The sequence below is a fragment of the Halobacterium sp. NMX12-1 genome (genome assembly GCF_040435975.1).
In the GTDB taxonomy this organism is placed as follows: domain Archaea; phylum Halobacteriota; class Halobacteria; order Halobacteriales; family Halobacteriaceae; genus Halobacterium; species Halobacterium hubeiense.
This window is the reverse complement of the sequence record NZ_CP159204.1, coordinates 1,440,815-1,456,207: the sequence shown is the minus strand read 5'-3', so window position 1 is coordinate 1,456,207 and position 15,393 is coordinate 1,440,815. Positions and strand designations below refer to the sequence as shown.

The 15,393-nt window shown below is 68.0% G+C and carries 19 protein-coding genes and 1 tRNA gene; 7 read left to right on the top strand and 13 right to left on the bottom strand.

Going from position 1 to position 15,393, the window contains the following annotated elements; genetic code table 11:
• Window positions 1-44 precede the first annotated feature (44 nt).
• Together ABSL23_RS09215 and ABSL23_RS09210 are read right to left on the bottom strand one after the other, a co-directional pair.
• A complete protein-coding gene (locus tag ABSL23_RS09215) occupies window positions 45-1,334 on the bottom strand; it encodes a HEAT repeat domain-containing protein (protein ID WP_353633508.1) in 1,290 nt (429 codons plus the stop codon).
• Between the two features lie 23 nt (window positions 1,335-1,357).
• On the bottom strand, window positions 1,358-2,047 hold the full coding sequence (locus ABSL23_RS09210) for a protein sorting system archaetidylserine synthase (protein WP_353633507.1): 690 nt from the start codon (window positions 2,045-2,047) through the stop codon (window positions 1,358-1,360).
• A 132-nt stretch (window positions 2,048-2,179) separates the two neighbouring features.
• On the opposite strand from ABSL23_RS09210, the gene ABSL23_RS09205 reads away from it, so the two are divergent.
• On the top strand, window positions 2,180-2,629 hold the full coding sequence (locus tag ABSL23_RS09205) for a plastocyanin/azurin family copper-binding protein (RefSeq protein WP_353633506.1): 450 nt from the start codon (window positions 2,180-2,182) through the stop codon (window positions 2,627-2,629).
• 66 nt (window positions 2,630-2,695) lie between these two features.
• Here the strand turns inward: ABSL23_RS09205 and ABSL23_RS09200 are convergent, their stop codons facing one another.
• The 4 genes from ABSL23_RS09200 to ABSL23_RS09185 are packed head-to-tail and all read right to left on the bottom strand — an operon-like array spanning window position 2,696 to window position 5,066.
• Window positions 2,696-3,319, bottom strand: coding sequence for a 30S ribosomal protein S3ae (locus ABSL23_RS09200; protein WP_059056318.1), 624 nt, complete (start codon window positions 3,317-3,319; stop codon window positions 2,696-2,698).
• Window positions 3,316-3,555: a KEOPS complex subunit Pcc1 gene (locus tag ABSL23_RS09195; protein WP_353633505.1), complete on the bottom strand. Its 240-nt coding sequence runs from the start codon at window positions 3,553-3,555 to the stop codon at window positions 3,316-3,318. The genes ABSL23_RS09200 and ABSL23_RS09195 overlap by 4 nt, the downstream gene beginning before the upstream one ends.
• Window positions 3,552-4,610 carry a hypothetical protein gene (locus ABSL23_RS09190; RefSeq protein WP_353633504.1) on the bottom strand — a complete coding sequence of 353 codons (1,059 nt, stop codon included), beginning with the start codon at window positions 4,608-4,610 and terminating at the stop codon, window positions 3,552-3,554. Before ABSL23_RS09190 ends, ABSL23_RS09195 begins: the two co-directional genes overlap by 4 nt.
• Window positions 4,611-5,066, bottom strand: a complete 456-nt coding sequence (locus ABSL23_RS09185; RefSeq protein ID WP_353633503.1) for a 30S ribosomal protein S15 — start codon at window positions 5,064-5,066, stop codon at window positions 4,611-4,613.
• A gap of 258 nt (window positions 5,067-5,324) precedes the next feature.
• On the opposite strand from ABSL23_RS09185, the gene ABSL23_RS09180 reads away from it, so the two are divergent.
• Window positions 5,325-5,396: transfer RNA gene (locus tag ABSL23_RS09180), tRNA-Ala, on the top strand.
• A 302-nt stretch (window positions 5,397-5,698) separates the two neighbouring features.
• On the opposite strand, the gene ABSL23_RS09175 is transcribed toward ABSL23_RS09180, so the two are convergent.
• The 4 genes from ABSL23_RS09175 to ABSL23_RS09160 form a co-directional block, all read right to left on the bottom strand.
• On the bottom strand, window positions 5,699-6,172 hold the full coding sequence (locus ABSL23_RS09175) for a hypothetical protein (protein WP_353633502.1): 474 nt from the start codon (window positions 6,170-6,172) through the stop codon (window positions 5,699-5,701).
• Window positions 6,173-6,175: 3 nt separating this feature from the next.
• On the bottom strand, window positions 6,176-6,853 hold the full coding sequence (locus tag ABSL23_RS09170; protein ID WP_353633501.1) for an IS6 family transposase: 678 nt from the start codon (window positions 6,851-6,853) through the stop codon (window positions 6,176-6,178).
• A 34-nt stretch (window positions 6,854-6,887) separates the two neighbouring features.
• Complete coding sequence (locus tag ABSL23_RS09165; protein WP_353633500.1) at window positions 6,888-7,337, bottom strand: hypothetical protein; 450 nt, start codon at window positions 7,335-7,337, stop codon at window positions 6,888-6,890.
• Window positions 7,338-7,681: 344 nt separating this feature from the next.
• Window positions 7,682-8,905 carry an MFS transporter gene (locus ABSL23_RS09160; protein WP_353633499.1) on the bottom strand — a complete coding sequence of 408 codons (1,224 nt, stop codon included), beginning with the start codon at window positions 8,903-8,905 and terminating at the stop codon, window positions 7,682-7,684.
• A gap of 167 nt (window positions 8,906-9,072) precedes the next feature.
• Here ABSL23_RS09160 and ABSL23_RS09155 point away from each other — a divergent pair, with 167 nt between their 5' ends.
• From ABSL23_RS09155 to ABSL23_RS09145, 3 genes are all read left to right on the top strand, one after another.
• Complete coding sequence (locus ABSL23_RS09155) at window positions 9,073-10,224, top strand: cobalamin-independent methionine synthase II family protein (protein WP_353633498.1); 1,152 nt, start codon at window positions 9,073-9,075, stop codon at window positions 10,222-10,224.
• A gap of 88 nt (window positions 10,225-10,312) precedes the next feature.
• Window positions 10,313-10,912, top strand: a complete 600-nt coding sequence (locus ABSL23_RS09150; RefSeq protein WP_353633497.1) for a hypothetical protein — start codon at window positions 10,313-10,315, stop codon at window positions 10,910-10,912.
• Between the two features lie 70 nt (window positions 10,913-10,982).
• Window positions 10,983-12,182: an MFS transporter gene (locus ABSL23_RS09145; RefSeq protein ID WP_353633496.1), complete on the top strand. Its 1,200-nt coding sequence runs from the start codon at window positions 10,983-10,985 to the stop codon at window positions 12,180-12,182.
• A 3-nt stretch (window positions 12,183-12,185) separates the two neighbouring features.
• Here ABSL23_RS09145 and ABSL23_RS09140 read toward each other — a convergent pair whose 3' ends face one another.
• Together ABSL23_RS09140 and ABSL23_RS09135 are read right to left on the bottom strand one after the other, a co-directional pair.
• The gene (locus ABSL23_RS09140) at window positions 12,186-12,800 is read right to left on the bottom strand and encodes a carbonic anhydrase (RefSeq protein ID WP_353633495.1); all 615 of its coding nucleotides are present in this window, start codon (window positions 12,798-12,800) and stop codon (window positions 12,186-12,188) included.
• Between the two features lie 79 nt (window positions 12,801-12,879).
• On the bottom strand, window positions 12,880-13,284 hold the full coding sequence (locus ABSL23_RS09135) for a CBS domain-containing protein (RefSeq protein ID WP_353633494.1): 405 nt from the start codon (window positions 13,282-13,284) through the stop codon (window positions 12,880-12,882).
• A gap of 114 nt (window positions 13,285-13,398) precedes the next feature.
• Here ABSL23_RS09135 and ABSL23_RS09130 point away from each other — a divergent pair, with 114 nt between their 5' ends.
• The gene (locus ABSL23_RS09130) at window positions 13,399-13,734 is read left to right on the top strand and encodes a hypothetical protein (protein ID WP_059056309.1); all 336 of its coding nucleotides are present in this window, start codon (window positions 13,399-13,401) and stop codon (window positions 13,732-13,734) included.
• Entirely contained in the window at window positions 13,731-14,240 is a 510-nt protein-coding gene (locus tag ABSL23_RS09125; RefSeq protein WP_353633493.1) for an ArsR family transcriptional regulator, read from the top strand. Before ABSL23_RS09130 ends, ABSL23_RS09125 begins: the two co-directional genes overlap by 4 nt.
• Here the strand turns inward: ABSL23_RS09125 and ABSL23_RS09120 are convergent.
• Window positions 14,237-15,340 carry a hypothetical protein gene (locus ABSL23_RS09120; RefSeq protein WP_353633492.1) on the bottom strand — a complete coding sequence of 368 codons (1,104 nt, stop codon included), beginning with the start codon at window positions 15,338-15,340 and terminating at the stop codon, window positions 14,237-14,239. The two genes, ABSL23_RS09125 and ABSL23_RS09120, sit on opposite strands and share 4 nt — an antisense overlap.
• Window positions 15,341-15,393 lie beyond the last annotated feature (53 nt).

Here is a 15,393-nt window from a genome sequence, read left to right as displayed (position 1 = left end):
GTTGGTCCCGGCTTCGGCCTTAAAGTTCGGCGAGAACGAGGGAGTTACGCGGCGGCTTCGGCGGCGTCGGCGTCGAGCGCGTCGGCGGCCTTCTGCGCCTCCTGTTCGACGATGTACGCGCGGTCGTCGGCGTACTCGGCGGCGGCTTCGAGCGCGCGCTCGGTGCCGATCTGGACGAGCGCCCACGCCGCGGACGCCCGCACCGTGTCGCTGTCGTCGTCGGCGAGGACGTCCGTCAGCGGGTCGATGGCGCGCGTGTCACCGATGAGGCCAAGCGAGCGCGCCGCGCGGCTGCGCACGCTGTCGTTGTCCGCGACCAGCTGGTCGGCGACGTCCTGCGTGGACTCCTCGCTGCCGATTTCGCCCAGCGACTTCAGCGCGGTCGTGCGGAGCTCGGGGTTGCCCTCGGCGTCCACGAAGTCGACGACGTGCTCGATGCCGTCCTCGCTGCCGATGCGGCCGACGATTTCGACGGCGAGCGTGTCGCGGCGCGCGGCGCGCTGCCCGACCTCCTCGAGGGCTTCCTCGCTGGCGACGCGCTTGAGCGCCTCCAGGCAGTGGCGCTCCATGAACTCGGAGTCGCCCATGTGTTCGAGGCACAGCAGAATCATCTCGACGTTCTCGCGCTTCTCCCACTGCTTGAGCGCCGTCCACTCCGGCGGGAAGTCCTTGTGCTTCTGGTTGATGACCTCGTAGTAGCCCTCCGCGCGGAGCTTCTGCCGGACCGAGAGGTCGTCCCACTCCTGGGCGTCCTCGACGCCCGCGGTGAGCGCGTCGGTGGCCTCCGTGAGCGCTTCGATGGTCTCGGGGTCCTCGTCGGGGTCGAGGCCCGCGGCGTCGACGGCCTCCGCGACCTCGTCGAGTTCCTCCGCGAGCGCCTCCGGGTCGGCGACGTCGCCGCCGGCGAACGCTTCGCCGAGCGGGTCGGCGGCGGCGTCGAGGTACTCGCTGACCGCCGCCTGCAGTTCGTCCTCGCCCTGCTCGGTCCAGCGCGTCGACTCCAGCGTGGACTGGGCGTCCTCGATTGCCGCGACGACGTCCTCGGCGTACGGCCCGCGCTGGGCTTCGAGGTCGTCGCGGAGGTCGGACAGCCGGGACTCGATTTCGTCGGCGGGGTCCTCCTCGTCGTCCTCGTCGGGTTCCGGGAGGTCCGCCGCTTCGAGGTCCGACTCGACGCCGTCGAGGATGGCTTCGACGTCGTCGAGGTCGGCCTCCGTCTCGGCGCTCTCAAGGGCGTCGGCGGCGTCGTCGAGACGCTCCTGAAGCGTTTCTACGTCCACGTCCGGGGCCGGCGCGTCGGCCGGCTCCTCGGGTTCCTCGTCCCCGTCGCTCATACTACGTTCTTCCGCCAGCGCGCCTATGAGCGTTTCCCTTCGCCCCGCCAGTAGAATCGCGGTGCGAGGAGGAGGTACGCGGTCGCCCACGCCAGCAGGGCGCGCGGGAACAGCCGCGGGCCGAGCGTGGGCGCGAGCACGGCGGCGGCCTGCACGGCGCCCATCGCGAGGGCGTCCCGCGAGTAGAGGTCGGGGTACGTGATTCGGGACACCATCAGCAGGGTGAGGACGGCGAGGGCGGCGACGACGATGCGCGGGTGGCCGACGCCGGCGAGCACGCCCGCCGCCAGCAGGGTCGCAGCGAGCGTCGTCGGCACGCCCTCGGTGTGGTCGTTGCCCGTGTCGTAGGCCGTGTAGAGGCCGAGCCGGACGACGCCAGCGGCGACGAACAGCGCGCACGCCGCGAGCGCGACGACCCCCCACGCGCTCTCGAAGCCCCACGCGTTCCGCGCGACGACCGCGACGAGGAACGCGGGCGCGACGCTGAACGACGCCACGTCCGCCAGCGAGTCGAGGTGTTCGCCGGCCGGCGTCCCGCCGTACTTGCGCGCGAGCACGCCGTCGAGGCCGTCCGCGATGGCCGCGAGCAACACCAGCCGCGCGGCCAGCGCCACGTCGACGGTCGCCGCCACGACGGCCACGAAGCCGAGCGCCGCGTTCGCCGCTGTCACGGCGTCCGCGACGCCCAACCGGCCGACGAAGCGGGGTTGCATGTTCGACGCATCTCGGCAGGCGTCCTTACGTGTTTACATCCCAGCCGTCGTCGTGTCGCCGGGCTGTCACCGGTTCGGGGTCGCGTCGGCGCGACCGCGTCGTATAAATGGCCGACGGACCGACTGTCGAGTATGCAACGCCGGGCGTTCCTCGCCACAGCAGGGGCTGGCGTCGCAGCGGCGCTGGCCGGCTGTATCGGCCCGTCGCTGTCCAGCTCCGAGTACGACATCGGGATGCAGTCGAACGCGTTCGTCCCCGAGCCCGCCGTCGAGGGGAACGACGTGCCGACGTTCGAGGTGACGGTCGGCGACACCGTCGTCTGGGCGAACACCGGCTCCCGGAACCACACCGTCACCGCCTACGGGGACGGCATCCCCGACGGCGCGGCGTACTGGGCGTCCGGCGGCTTCGACAGCGAGCAGGCCGCCCGCGAGGCGTGGGAGAACAGCATCGGCGGCGGCGGCATCGTCCGCCCGAGCGAGACCTACGAGCACACCTTCGAGGTGGCCGGCGAGCACTACTACGTCTGCATCCCCCACGAGGGCGCGGGGATGCTCGGGAAGGTCGTCGTCACCGAGTGACGCGACTGCCGGCGGCGTCGCTGTCGAGGTGAGTGCGCGAAAAGTGTTGGACGCGTTCGGAAGCGGTTAGGCTTCGTCTTCGACGCCGACGGACGTCTCCTCTTCCTCGTGGACTTCCTCGGGCGGCGCTTCCAGCGTCGCCTTCTGGACTTCCACGCGGCGAAGCGGGTAGATGGTGTTCGCTTCGTCGTAGATGGCCGAGGAGAGCCGGCCCTCCGTGATGGAGTCGATGAGCGCCTCGAACGTGCGCTCCTCGCCGGCTTCCTCGACGAGGTCGATCATCGTGCGGCGGATTGCCTTCTGCTGGCTCTGGTCGGCCTGCTTCGTGGTGTACGCGACCGGCTGAATCTTCACGCGGTAGTCGTCCGTCGTGAGGACCGTGATGGTCACGCCAATCTTCGACGACCCGCGGCGCACGAGACTGCGCTTGTAGTCCCGCGTGAGCTCGTGCTTCACGAACTCAGTCGAGGCGGTGTCGCTACCGACGTCGTCCACCTGGAAGGTGAGCTTGACGTTGTTCTCGCCGCCGTCGACGAGCTCGTCGAGCGTCGTCTCGATGGTTCGGTCGTAGACCTGTTCTGGCTCTTCGGCGGGCGTCTCGCCGAGCTCCTGCCGGTCGAACTCCTCCGGCGCGAGCACGGTGTACCACCGTTTCTCTTGGTTCTGCTTGGATACGGAACGTTCGCTCATGATTCGTTTGTCGTGTGTCGGTTTGCGTGCTGTGCGACTTCGCGTGCCACCGTGACGTTCACGACGTAGTCGTCGACGGTCGACTGGAGGCCGCCGGTGTCCTCGCGCTCGATGCGCGTGACGACGGCGTCCTCGCTGACTCGCGTGTCCATCTCGGCGGTGTTGTCGGGGCGGACGGCGGCCGCGACCAGTCCCGGGTCCGGTACCGCGGTCGTAATCGTCGCGCGCCGCGTCACAGTTCACCCCGCACGGTCTCTACGAGATTCGGTTCGGCGTCTGCGACCGCCAGCGTCGCCGTCCCCACGCCGTTCGGGAGGACGTCGCGGGCGTCCGCGTCGGTCGTCGCGAGCGCGGCGGTGTCGTCGCCGACGACGAGCACCGCTCGCTCGCGCGCCCGGTAGTCCCGGACGAGTCGCGCGACGGTCGGCTGCGCGGCGTCGGCCTCGACGACTTCGACGGCGCTGTACCGCGACGGGTCAGCGCGTCGGACCGCCGCGTGCGCGTCGGTCGCGTGGTCGCGCCACGCGTCCAGCGCGGTCGGCTCGTCGACCGCTCCCTGCGCAAGTGCGACGCCCAAGCCGGGGGCGTCCCACGCCAGCGCGCCGAGCACGTCCGCGAACCCCTCGACGGTCTCGAAGGGGCCGGCGGGCGTCTCGTGCGGGCGGAGGACGTCCGCGACGCGGTCTGCGGCGCGCGCCGTCTCGCCGGTCGCGTCGAGCGCGACTGCCGAGGCGAGGCGGCGCTGTGCCGCCTCGTCCAGCTCCGGCGGGAGGCCGAGTTCGGCGAGCGTCGCGCCCGCCGCCTGCTCGTCCCCCGAGAACGACGCGTGAACGCGCGTCGAGTGCGCGAGACCAGCCGCGAGGTCCGCAGTCGGAATCCCGACGCCTGGACGCCGCGTCAGTCCGGCGGCCTCCCGGACGTCGCTGGACGGCTCCACGCCGTCAGCGAGCGCGCCCGCGAACGCCACCACTGGGTCGGGGTCCGCGCCGACCGCTCGGGCCGCGTCGAAGGCCGCGTTCGGCGCGTCCTCGACGAACGACGCGTCGGCGGCCGGCGACTCGACGCCGACGGCCACGAGGGACGTCTCTGCCGCGTCCGGCGCCGACGGCGCGGTGCGAGTCACGCGGACCTGATACGGTACGTCGTGCTCGCCGCACGCCCCGGCGAGCATCGCGGCGGCCGCGATGCTCCCGCCGGTCGGCGCCGCCGCCACGCGGACGAACTCCGCGTCGGCCAGCACCGACTCGGCGTCGGGCTCGGTCGCAGCTGTGGTGCGTCCCGTCGTCGCCATCTATTCGAGCAGTTCGACCGCGTTCTCGTAGGAGTACTTGAAGTCCTCGTCGAGCTCGTCGCCGCGGTAGTAGTCCGCGAGGCGACGAATCTTGGACTCTGTGTTCTGGAGCGCGCGCTTGTTCTGGTGGTCCTGCCCGTTCTCCTGAACGTGCTCGCGCAGGCGAACGGCCTGCTCCAGCAGGTTCCGGAAGTCCTCGGGGAGGTCCGGTTCGGCGTCGTTCTCCTCGAGAATCTCGGTGACCTTCTTCCCGGTCGCAAGCTTCACGTCCGGAATCGGCGTGCCCTGCACGCCCTCGTCGCGGAGCTTCAGGCCGATCTGCGAGGGGTCGTGCCCCTGCTCGGCGAGCTCCACCACGCGGTCCTCGATTGCGTCTTCGTCTACGTCGCTCCACTCCGGTGGTTCGTCTGCCGCCGGGCGGTCCGAGCCGGACGACCCGCGGCGGCGCGTGTGCATTCGTGCCATTGTTCGGATTGGAACTACACGAAACGCTGGCGGCACCGACTGGTGCCGGAACACTACCGCAGTCCCAAGCCGCGCCAGCGGACGCAAATCGCGTCCGAGCCAGCGCGGCGCTGTCGGATCTACGGCCGTGTGGTTCCCTACAGGCGAGAACGCCCTCGGGCACGTAAAGGGTTTCCATCTCCCCGCGGCGCCGCCGGACGAATTCGCGGGGTTTATCAACGACCGCGGAAAACGTTGGAATGCGTTCGAGGGCTCGTAGATCAGTGGTAGATCATCCCCCTGGCACGGGGAAGGCCTCGGGTTCAAATCCCGACGAGTCCACTTCCTTCGGTCGCTTCGCTCCCTCAGTCGTGGCCTCGTCGTACCTCGCGAAACCTTCGGTTTCGCTCAGTCCCGACGAGTCCACGTGTGTTTTTGTCACGGAGCTACGCGTGTGTTGATTCGGTAGAGTGTCGTCAGCACGATCGCGCCGATGCACCCACGCGGAGAACCTCACGTGGCCGTTCGGTTCTCCGTTAGGGGTGTGTCTAAGGCCACCAATCCAAAACCCACCACACAGCTCTCCGGAATCGTACTTGTAGCCGAAGCCGAGATGCTTCAATTAGGTTTCGCGTACTGAGGGATTATGGCAGTACTTTCGTCTCCACTTGCACCTCATCGCCGTCAAAACTCCGCGGTCCTGTTAGGTCATTCTCAAAGTTTTCGACATCATCAATTTCGGAGTTACCATCCCAGACGATACAATACATCCTCTGGCAGTTCTCATGGGTGTGGTAGCTCTCAATATCAATTTTCAACTCATCAGCAAGACTGTTTGCATGGCTGCTATCGCGAACATATTTTACTTCAATAACTGTGGAGATATCGGGGATTACAAAGTCAATTCTTTTAGAATCTGTCGCGTTCTTCGGCGTATATTCTTCCGGTCTTGCGTCCGGAAAGATTGGTTTCATAACTGCATATAGAAGGTCTTGAACGTCGGTTTCGCAATCAATTTCGAAGTCCGGTCGCTGACTCCGTCGGTCTTGTAGAATTGAAACCGAACTCTCTAGTCCTTCAAATATCTCTTCAAGCAGAAATCTTCGGTCGCCGGGCACTGTCTAGTTCTGGACCTCCTCGATCGGCGTTCTGCCATCAAGACCTTGATGCGGTCTGTGGCAGTTGTAGTAATGCATGAACTGTTCAAGCCACTCTCGGACGCTTGACCGACTGCCCACCCACGAGTTATGGAAGCGGTCGACCCGCATTTTGAGCGTGTGAAACCACTTTTCGATGAGGTTTCGGTCGGTATAGTTGACCCGACCGCTCAATCCTAATCGAGCAAGGGCAGTCCGATAACCGAATTGATCGACGAGAAACTCAGCCTCCGAGAGATCATATTTCTCTTGGAGTTTCTGCAGAAATGCAGCCGCTGGATCAGTGCCATGCCGCCCAAATAACGCGACATCCAGGATCAATTTTGTGTCGATGTCTATTGCAGCATACAACCAAGACCACTCACCGTTAATCTTGACAGCAGTCTCGTCAACGGCGACCCGCTTCGGCTGCGCCTCAGGCGGGTCGCAGTCGCTGTCAGCTAGCCGATGTACCCAGTTCCAAACCGCTCCATGCGAGCGTTCAACGCCTAATTCCGCTAAGATCGTTGTTGTCTCGCGGAGCGAACAACCGGTCTGGTGGAGGCGGACGGCGAACGCCCTAACGGGCGTCGCCGTCCGCTCATTCTCCCAAGATTCTTCTAAATCCGCCGCATAGCTCTCACTGAGCAGGTCTGCGAGCATCTCTGAACAAGTTACTCAACGACCTGCTCACTTCTCAAACTAACTCAACTAGACAGTGCCGGTCGCCGCTATATGTCTCCTGAATGAATTCATATCGGTCTTCCATAGTGCCACAGACTAATGATTCCAGATGGTCGAGATAGAATGCAGCAGGGCAGTATGGGTCTTGGGGATGTCCATTATCCTGAACCCACTGTGCGTAATCTTTGGCAGTTCGCTTTACTCGGTCATCTGAAACCATCTCAACTGCCTCATATTTGTCATATCCCTTACTAACATATTCGAGGAATTCGTCGTAACCCTTCAGTGAATCAACATACTTAACTATCTCACTTGGTTTAAACTGTATCCGGCAGAACGCGAACTTCTCTAAATCATCGTTCCAGAATTGCGCATACATACACCCCTCTTGTTCTAAATCACGTAGGTCCTTGTTGAGGCTCTGCGGCAGGTTATCGAAGGTCTTACCGAAGAATTCGGGCATATCTACCTTGTCTGTTGCATCGCGAAAACTGATAATTCTTGACCTGAACTTGGTTCTCCTCTTCGGTCCCCACAGGGTTGCGGGCCGAGAGGATCGCTTTCCCGGATTTGCAGACGAGACCGCGAAGCTCGTGTGCATATTTTGACACCCCCCGCTACCGCAGCCGGCCGCGACCGCGTTTCCCCTGATACGCGCTAAATTAGTCTGAAATCACCCGGTGAGTGACCCGAAGTACGTGGGTCAAGCGAGCTCGTGTAAACGAGTCCAGTACACAAATCCGTGACTAACAGTGACGACGTGTACTACCTGAATTCTCGAATATAACGAATGACGCGCGACTGCACTCACGTCGATTCGGGCATCCGGTACGTGAGCGCGATGACGACGGCCATCACGACCGCGAGGAAGACGTAGCCTTCGTCGAAGTAGCCGTGGTCGCCGACGACGCCGAAGACGACGGGGCCGGCGGCGGCCAGCGACGCGGTGAGCGTGCGGATGACGCCGAGGCCGGTGCCCTGCGTCGCCTCGGAGAACGCTTCCGCGAGGAACGACTGCGTGACGGCGCCGGTGCCGAGCATCGTGCTGACGAGCGCGGTGACGCCGACGAGCGCCCAGACGCCGGAGACGACGGGCAGCAGGAGGAAGCCCGCGGCGGCCGGGAGCAGAATCCCGATGAGCGAGCGGCGCATCCCGATGCGGTCGTAGGCGGCGCCGGCCACCGGCTTGACGAGCACGCCGACCGCGAAGAAGAACCCGAACAGCACGCTCGCCTGCTGGGTGGACAGTGATTTCACCGACGTGAGGTAGGTCGGGTAGAACGCGGTGAACGACTGCCAGATGAACATGTAGAGGAAGAGGATGACCGTCATGAACCCGATTTCGGGGGTGCGGAGTTCCGCGAGGACGTCGACGGCGTCCCGCAGGGACTGCGTGCTCTCGTCGTCGTCCGTGGCGGCGTCTCCGTCCTCGTCGGCGTCGTCGGGCGTGGTGGCGTAGACGAGAACGCCGGCGACGACGAGCAGCGGCGCGACGAAGCCGAGGCCGGCCTGCCACGCGACGGCGGCGGCGAGCGCGGCGGCGACCGGCGGGAGGACCGTCTGTCCGATGTCGCCGGTCGCCATCGTGACGCCGAGCGCGCTGCCGAGGCGCTGCGTGTAGAGCTTCGAGAGAATCGTGATTCGGGCGATGGGGTACAGCGAGTGGCCGAGCCCCCACGCGGCGGTCGCCGCGAACAGGACGAGCGGCGACGACGAGGTGACCACGAGGCCGAGCGCGGCGGCGACGACCACGGTGCTGGTGGCCATGAGCGCGCGCTCGTCGTACCGGTCGGCGAGCATCCCCCCGGGGAGCTGGCCGATTGCCGCGAAGAACCACAGCACGGTCACGAGCAGGCCCGACACCGTGAGGGAGAGCCCGTAGTCGGTCTGGAGGTAGGGGATGATGACGGGGTAGACCATCCGCCCGCCGTTCAGCAGGCCCCAGCCGGTGGCGACGGCGACGAGGGAGACACCCTTCCCGCCGCCCCACAGCGCCGTCACTTCCCGCCGAACCGCGGTACGTAAACCCATTAGGTACACTCGAAGGGGGCGGCCGTACGCCAATAATAGCTGTGTTTCGGCGGGTCCGACCGAACTCTCATCGCCGACACGGAGACCGGAGCCGGGACCCGACGGCGGCGAGTTCGAATACCGTTGGTTATATTTATTCGAGTGCGTATTACTCGCGTGAGTATCTAATGACGGCGAACGATCGGATTCTCACGACGCACATCGGTAGCCTCCCCCGACCGCCGGCACTGCTTGACCTCCTCGAACGGCGCCAGGACGGCGAGACAGTCGACCCCGACGAGTGGGACGCGACCGTCGCGGACGCCACGCGCGACGTCGTCGAGCGGCAGGCCGAGGTCGGCCTCGACGTCGCGAACAACGGCGAGCAGTCCCGCGTCTCGTTCAACTGGTACGTCGCGGACCGCCTCAGCGGCATCGACGGCGAGCGCGAGCAGGAACTCTGGGCGGACCTCCAGGAGTTCCCCGACTACGCCGCCGAGACGTTCGAGACGGACGTCATCGACCTCTCGATGCAGCCGGTCGTCACCGGCCCCGTCGAGTACACCGGCCACGAGGACGCGAAGGCCGAACTCGACGGCTTCCAAGCGGCCCTCGACGACGTCGATGCGGACTTCGAGGACACGTTCGTCACGTCGGCGTCGCCCAGCGTCGTCACCGCGACGCACGTCGACGACTACTACGGCGACTACGAGGAGTACCTGTTCGCCGTCGCGGACGCGATGGCCGAGGAGTACGAGCTCGTCGCCGACACCGGGACGACCCTCCAGATCGACGCGCCGGAACTGCTCACGGTCGGCCACACGGGCGAGTACGCGGACGCCTCCCTCGACGAAATCGAGGCGACCACCCGCCTCCACGTGGAGGCGCTCAACGAGGCGCTGTCGAACGTCCCCGCCGACCAGGTCCGGCTCCACACCTGCTGGGGGAGCTACGAGGGACCCCACCACCTCGACACGGGGCTGGCGGAGCTGCTGCCGGCAATCTACGAGGCCGACATCACGGGCCTCAGCGTCGAGCAGGCCAACCCCCGCCACCAGCACGAGTACCGCGCGTTCGCCGAACACCCCGTGCCGGACGGCTGGGAGCTGATTCCGGGCGTCGTGGACGTGAAGACGAACGTCGTCGACCACCCCGAGACCATCGCGGACCGCCTCGAACGCGTCGCGGACGCCGTCGACGACTCGACGCCGCTGGTCGCCGCGCCGGACTGCGGGTTCGGCACGCAGGCCGGCCTCGGCATGGTCCACCCCGAAATCGCGTGGAAGAAACTCGACGCGCTCGCGACGGGCGCGGAGATAGCGACCGAACGGCTCTACTGACGCTCGCGGCCCCGCCAACAGTTGTTCTAGCCCCATCACTTATCCGAGCGTCAGTTCAGCTACCATTCGTTGTGAGGGGGCTCGATAGATGTCACTGACGGACGCACAGCGACCCGCGAACAGGCGCGAACGCTACAGTTCGATGGTCGACGCCGCCAGCCGGCCGTTCGCGGCCGGCGCGGTCGTCGTCCCCTTGATTTTGCCCGTGCTCGGGTACCTCTCGGGGGACGCCCGAGTCATGTTCACCGTCCACCTCTTCCTCGGGGCGTTCTGGTTCGGAACGGCGGTGCTCGGCGCCGTCGTGCTGGGGCCGGTCATGGGGAGCCTCTCCGAGGAGGCGAACGCGGAGTTCGCGGCGGGGTTCGTCCCGCGGATGAACCTCCTCATGGAGCCGGTGTCCGTCGGCGTCGTCGGGTCCGGCATCGGGCTCGCGAGCATGATGGGGCTGTGGGCGTCGCCGACGCCGTCGCTGTGGGCGGCGCTCGCGCTCGCCGCCGCACTACTCGCGCTCGGCTTCGGCCCGCTCCACACGTTCACGGCCGGGATGTTCGACGAAATCGCCGCCGACGACACGGACCACGAGCGCCTCGCCGCGCTGAACAAGAAGTACGGAATGTTGAGCCTCGTCGAGCTCGCGCTCATGGTCGCCATCCTCGGGACGATGGCCGGCCTGCGCTGGGGGTTCTGACTAACGGAGCGCGGCCCGGAATCGCTCCGGGACGTATTTCCGAGCGACCCGAGTGGTCCCGCACGAACCGATGCACGCACCCGGAACGACCGACGGGGAGCGAGCCGGCTTCGACGTGCTGTTGGTGGCGTCGGGCATCTGGTTCCTCGCGAAGTTCCTGCGGTACGCGTTCCCGCCGCTGTTCCCGCAGCTGCGCGACCTCTACGGCGTCTCGAACGGCGTGCTGGGTGCGGCGTTCACGGCGATGATGCTGGTGTACGCGCTGTTGCAGTTCCCCGCGGGCGTGGTCGCGGACCGCGTGGGGGCAGCGCGCGTGGTCGCCGCGGGCGTGACAGTCGCGGGCGTCGCGGCGCTGCTCCTGTCGATACCGGGGCCGCTGGCGGTGCTGGTCGGGGGAATGGTGCTCGTCGGCGTCGGGACGGGCGTCCACAAGACCGTCGCGGTGGACCTGCTGGCGACGCTGTACCCGTCGCGGCGCGGGCGCGCGCTCGGCGTCCACGACACGTTCGGGGCGTTCGGCGGCGTGGTCGCGCCCGCGGTCGTCGTCGCCGTCGCGGCCGACCCCGGGTGGCGGGCACTCTTCCTCGGCGGCGGCGTCACCGGACTCGCGCTCGCGGCCGCGTTCTGGCTTCGCACCCCCGACGACGTCGCCGCGACAAACGAAACCGAGGCCGGGGATTCGACCGACGGCGCCGCGGCGCTCGCGGACTACCGCGCGCTGCTCGGCGACCGGCGCTTCGGCGCGTTCCTGCTGGTCACGGTCGGCTTCTCGTTCGCGTACAACGGCGTCGTCGCGTTCCTCCCGCTGTATCTCGCCGACGCCGCGGGCCTCGACGGCGCGACCGCGAGCCTGCTGTACAGCGCGCTGTTCGCGGTGAGCCTCGTCCAGCTGACGACCGGCGAACTCAGCGACCGGTTCAGCCCGCTCGCGGTCGTCGCCGCGACGCTCGCGCTCGCGACCGCGGGCCTGTTTGGCTTGCTCGTCGCGGGCTCGCCGCTCGCGCTCGGCGCGACGGTCGTGGCGTTCGGCCTCGGGAGCCACGGCTTCCGGCCGGTTCGCGGCGTCTACCTCGTGGACGTGGTGCCGGACTCGCTGGCGGGCGGCGGGCTCGGCGTCGCGCGGACGATACTGATGGGCGCGGGCGCGGTCGCCCCCGCCGTCGTCGGGTTCGCCTCCGAGCGCGCGGGCTTCCGCGCGGCGTTCGGCGTGCTGTTCGCGGCGCTCGCGGCCGCCGCCGTTCTCGCGGGCTGGCTGCTCGCCACCGAGTGAGCGTCAGTCCTCGACGCGCGTGCTGATGTCCTCGGCGACGCGCCCGCCGGGGTAGCGAAGCGTCCCGCTCTCGACCTCGTAGACGTAGCCGTGGACGGTCGCGTCCACGAGCGGGTGTTCGTCGAGGTACCGGACTTGCGCGGCGCAGGCCTCGTCGATGTCGTCGGTCATGCGCACCCAGTCGGCGACGGAGGCGTCGCCAATCGACAGTTCGGAGAGCGCGGGGTCGAGGTCCACGTCGTCGAGGTCGCCGCCGGCGGCTTCCTCCAGCCCCTCGACGACGGCGTCGTCGGGCGCGCTCATCATCCCGCAGTCGGTGTGGTTGACGACGATAATCTCCTCGGTGTCGAAGAACTGGGTGGTCAGCGCCGCGGAGCGAATCACGTCGTCCGTGACCTTCCCGCCGGCGTTCCGGAAAATCTGGGCGTCCCCGAGCTCGATGCCGAGCGCGTCCTCGACGGGGATGCGCTCGTCCATGCACGCGACGACCAGCAGCTGCTTGTCGGTGGGAATCCCCTTGCGGCGGCGCCGCGCCCAGTCGTCGTGGTCCTCGACGGTCGCATCGACGTGTTCGTGGTGGTGACCCGGCTCGTGGTCGTGACTGTGAGAATCTGCCATGCGAGTACGCGTTCGCGCGCCGGGGGCGTGGTAGTTGGTCACGCGGCGAGGCTCGCCGGGTCGCAGAACTGTCGGCGCGTCAGGCGGGGCTGGGCGTCTGCACGGTGGAGATGTACGAGGCGAGGTCGGTCGTGGTAATCATCCCGATGACGTTGTCGTCGTCGTCCACGACGGGCATGTGGTGGAAGGCGTGTTCGAGCATCGCGTCCGCGACGTCGCGGATGGACTCCTGTGCGGTCGTGGTGACGACGTCCGTGGTCATGTAGCGCTCGACGGTGGTCTGGGCCTTCGGCTTGCTCTTGGCGACGATGGTGACGAAGTCGGTGTTCGTCAGGATGCCTTCGAGGTGGCCGTTCTCGTCGACGACGACGACCGAGCCGATGCTGTTGTCGCGCATCACGTCGGCGGCGTCCTCGACGAGCGTGTCCGGGGTGACGGTGTGGATGCTGTCCGACATCAGTCGGCCGACGAAAATATCGTCCATACCGGAAGGTGGCGCCGCGTGGTGTTAAGCGTTGTCCGCCACCACGGTAGGCGAGCGCACGGCCCGGCTCGCGGAACCGAACGACCTACACTCGCCGCCGCCCAACCGTCGGGCGTGCTCCCCGTCGCCCACGCGCAGACCGCGGGACTGGACGTCCCGCTCGTTTTTGCGCTCGCCGCCGCCGGCGTGGCGTCAGCCCTGCTCACGGCCGCGGCGCTGGTGGCGTTCCTGCGGCGGCGCTCCCGGCCCTACCTGCTGGTCGCACTCGCGCTCGCCGCGCTGCTGGCGCGCTCGGTCGTCGCCGGCGCGAGCGTCGGCGGCCTGCTCGCGGGCGACGTCCACCACGTTCTCGAACACGGCCTCGACGTCCTGATGGCGGGGCTGGTCATCGCCGCGGTCTGGTACGCGCGCTCGGTCGCCGCGACGACCGCTGGAGGTGGCGGGCGGTGACCGACGCACGCGACCGCATCGCCACGCACGTCCACGAGGACCCCGGCGTCCACTTCAACGCGGTCGTGCGAGCGACGGACCTCGCGCCCGGCCAGGTCCAGCACCACGCCCACCGCCTCGTCAGCGCGGGCGACCTCGCAGTCGAACGCGTCTCCGGGCGCACGCACTACTTCCCGCCCGAGTACGACGACTGGGAGCGCGGCGTCGTCGCGCTCGCGCGCCGCGAGACCGCCCGGGACGCGCTCTCGTACCTCCTCGACGCGGGGCCCTCGCGGCCGGCCGCGGTCGCCGAGGGCGTCGGCGTCGCGCGCTCGACGCTCGAACACCACCTCGACGCGCTCACCGCCCGCGACGTCGTGGAGAAGCGCCGCGACGCGCACAACCGCGTCACGCTGGCCCTCGTGCGGCCCGAAGCGACCGTCCGGCTGCTCGCCGACGTGGACCCCTCGGTGGCCGACCGGTTCGTGGACCGCTTCGAGCGCCTGCTCGACGACTTCCTCGACTAGGCGACCGACCGGCCGCCGCCCGTCGCGCGAATAATACTCCCGAGCAACAGCACCACGCTCGCCGCGAAGAACACGCCGCCGACGGGCGAGGTCGGGTCGAGGAACGCCCAGTACGCGGGGGTGGCGGCGGCGCCGAACAGCACCGACAGCATGCCGTAGAACGCGGGCGCGCAGCAACAGCACGCGGTCGCGCCGGTCGTGGCGACCATCCCGAGCGCGGACGTGCCGCCGTCCGCGGCGCTGTCGGCGCGCGCCTGCTGGACGAGCACGCCGACGTTGACGGCGACGAGGCTCCCGAGCAGTCCCATCAGCACGACGGTCCCGACGGAGACGAACCCCGCCATCGGGACCGACGGGAAGACGAACTCGACGGCCGGCCACGCCACGAGCGGGTCGGCGACCGGGAGGAACACCACCAGTGACTCCGTGGGCGCGCCGATGCCGGCGTCGGGGTTGAGTGTGAGCGTCCCCGCGGAGAACGCGAAGAAGCCGACGAACAGCGCGCCCGCGGCGAGGCCCGCACCGAGCGGCCGGCGGTCGCGGCGCAGGCTCTGGACGACGCCCCACGCGTCGCTGTAGAGGACGTAGCCCACCGCGAACACGACGGTCGCGACGAGCGCGTAGCCGAGGGCGTGGTAGGTGCCGCCGTTCGGCATCACGACGGGGTAGACGACCCACGCCGCCAGCAGCACGCCGAGCGCGACGTAGCGCGGGCGCTCGGGCCACCGCAGGCGGCCGACGGCGAGGCTGCCGACCGCCATCGCGGCGCCGACGACGAGACTCAGCGTCGGGTAGATGGAGCGAATCTGGGGGCCGGTGTCGGCGACGACCTGCAGTTCGACGAGGCCGACGAGCCCGAACCCGCCGGCGAGCGCGGCGACGAGGCCCGCGGCGGCCCCCGTCGTGCCGGCGATGCGGCCGCGGCGGTACGCGGCCATCGCGACGACGGCGACCCCGATACCGAGGAACGCGAGCGCGAACAACAGCCAGTGCGGGGTGCCGGCGTGCGTGGTGCCGGAGTGGGCGGCGGCCGGGCTCGCGAGCGCGGCGACGGGGGCGAGGAGGGCGCCGGCGCGGCCCGTGGCGCGGAGCGGATGCATACGCTCCGATTCGCGCGCAGTGGCTTGCGGGTTCTGGTCCGCGCGTCGAATTC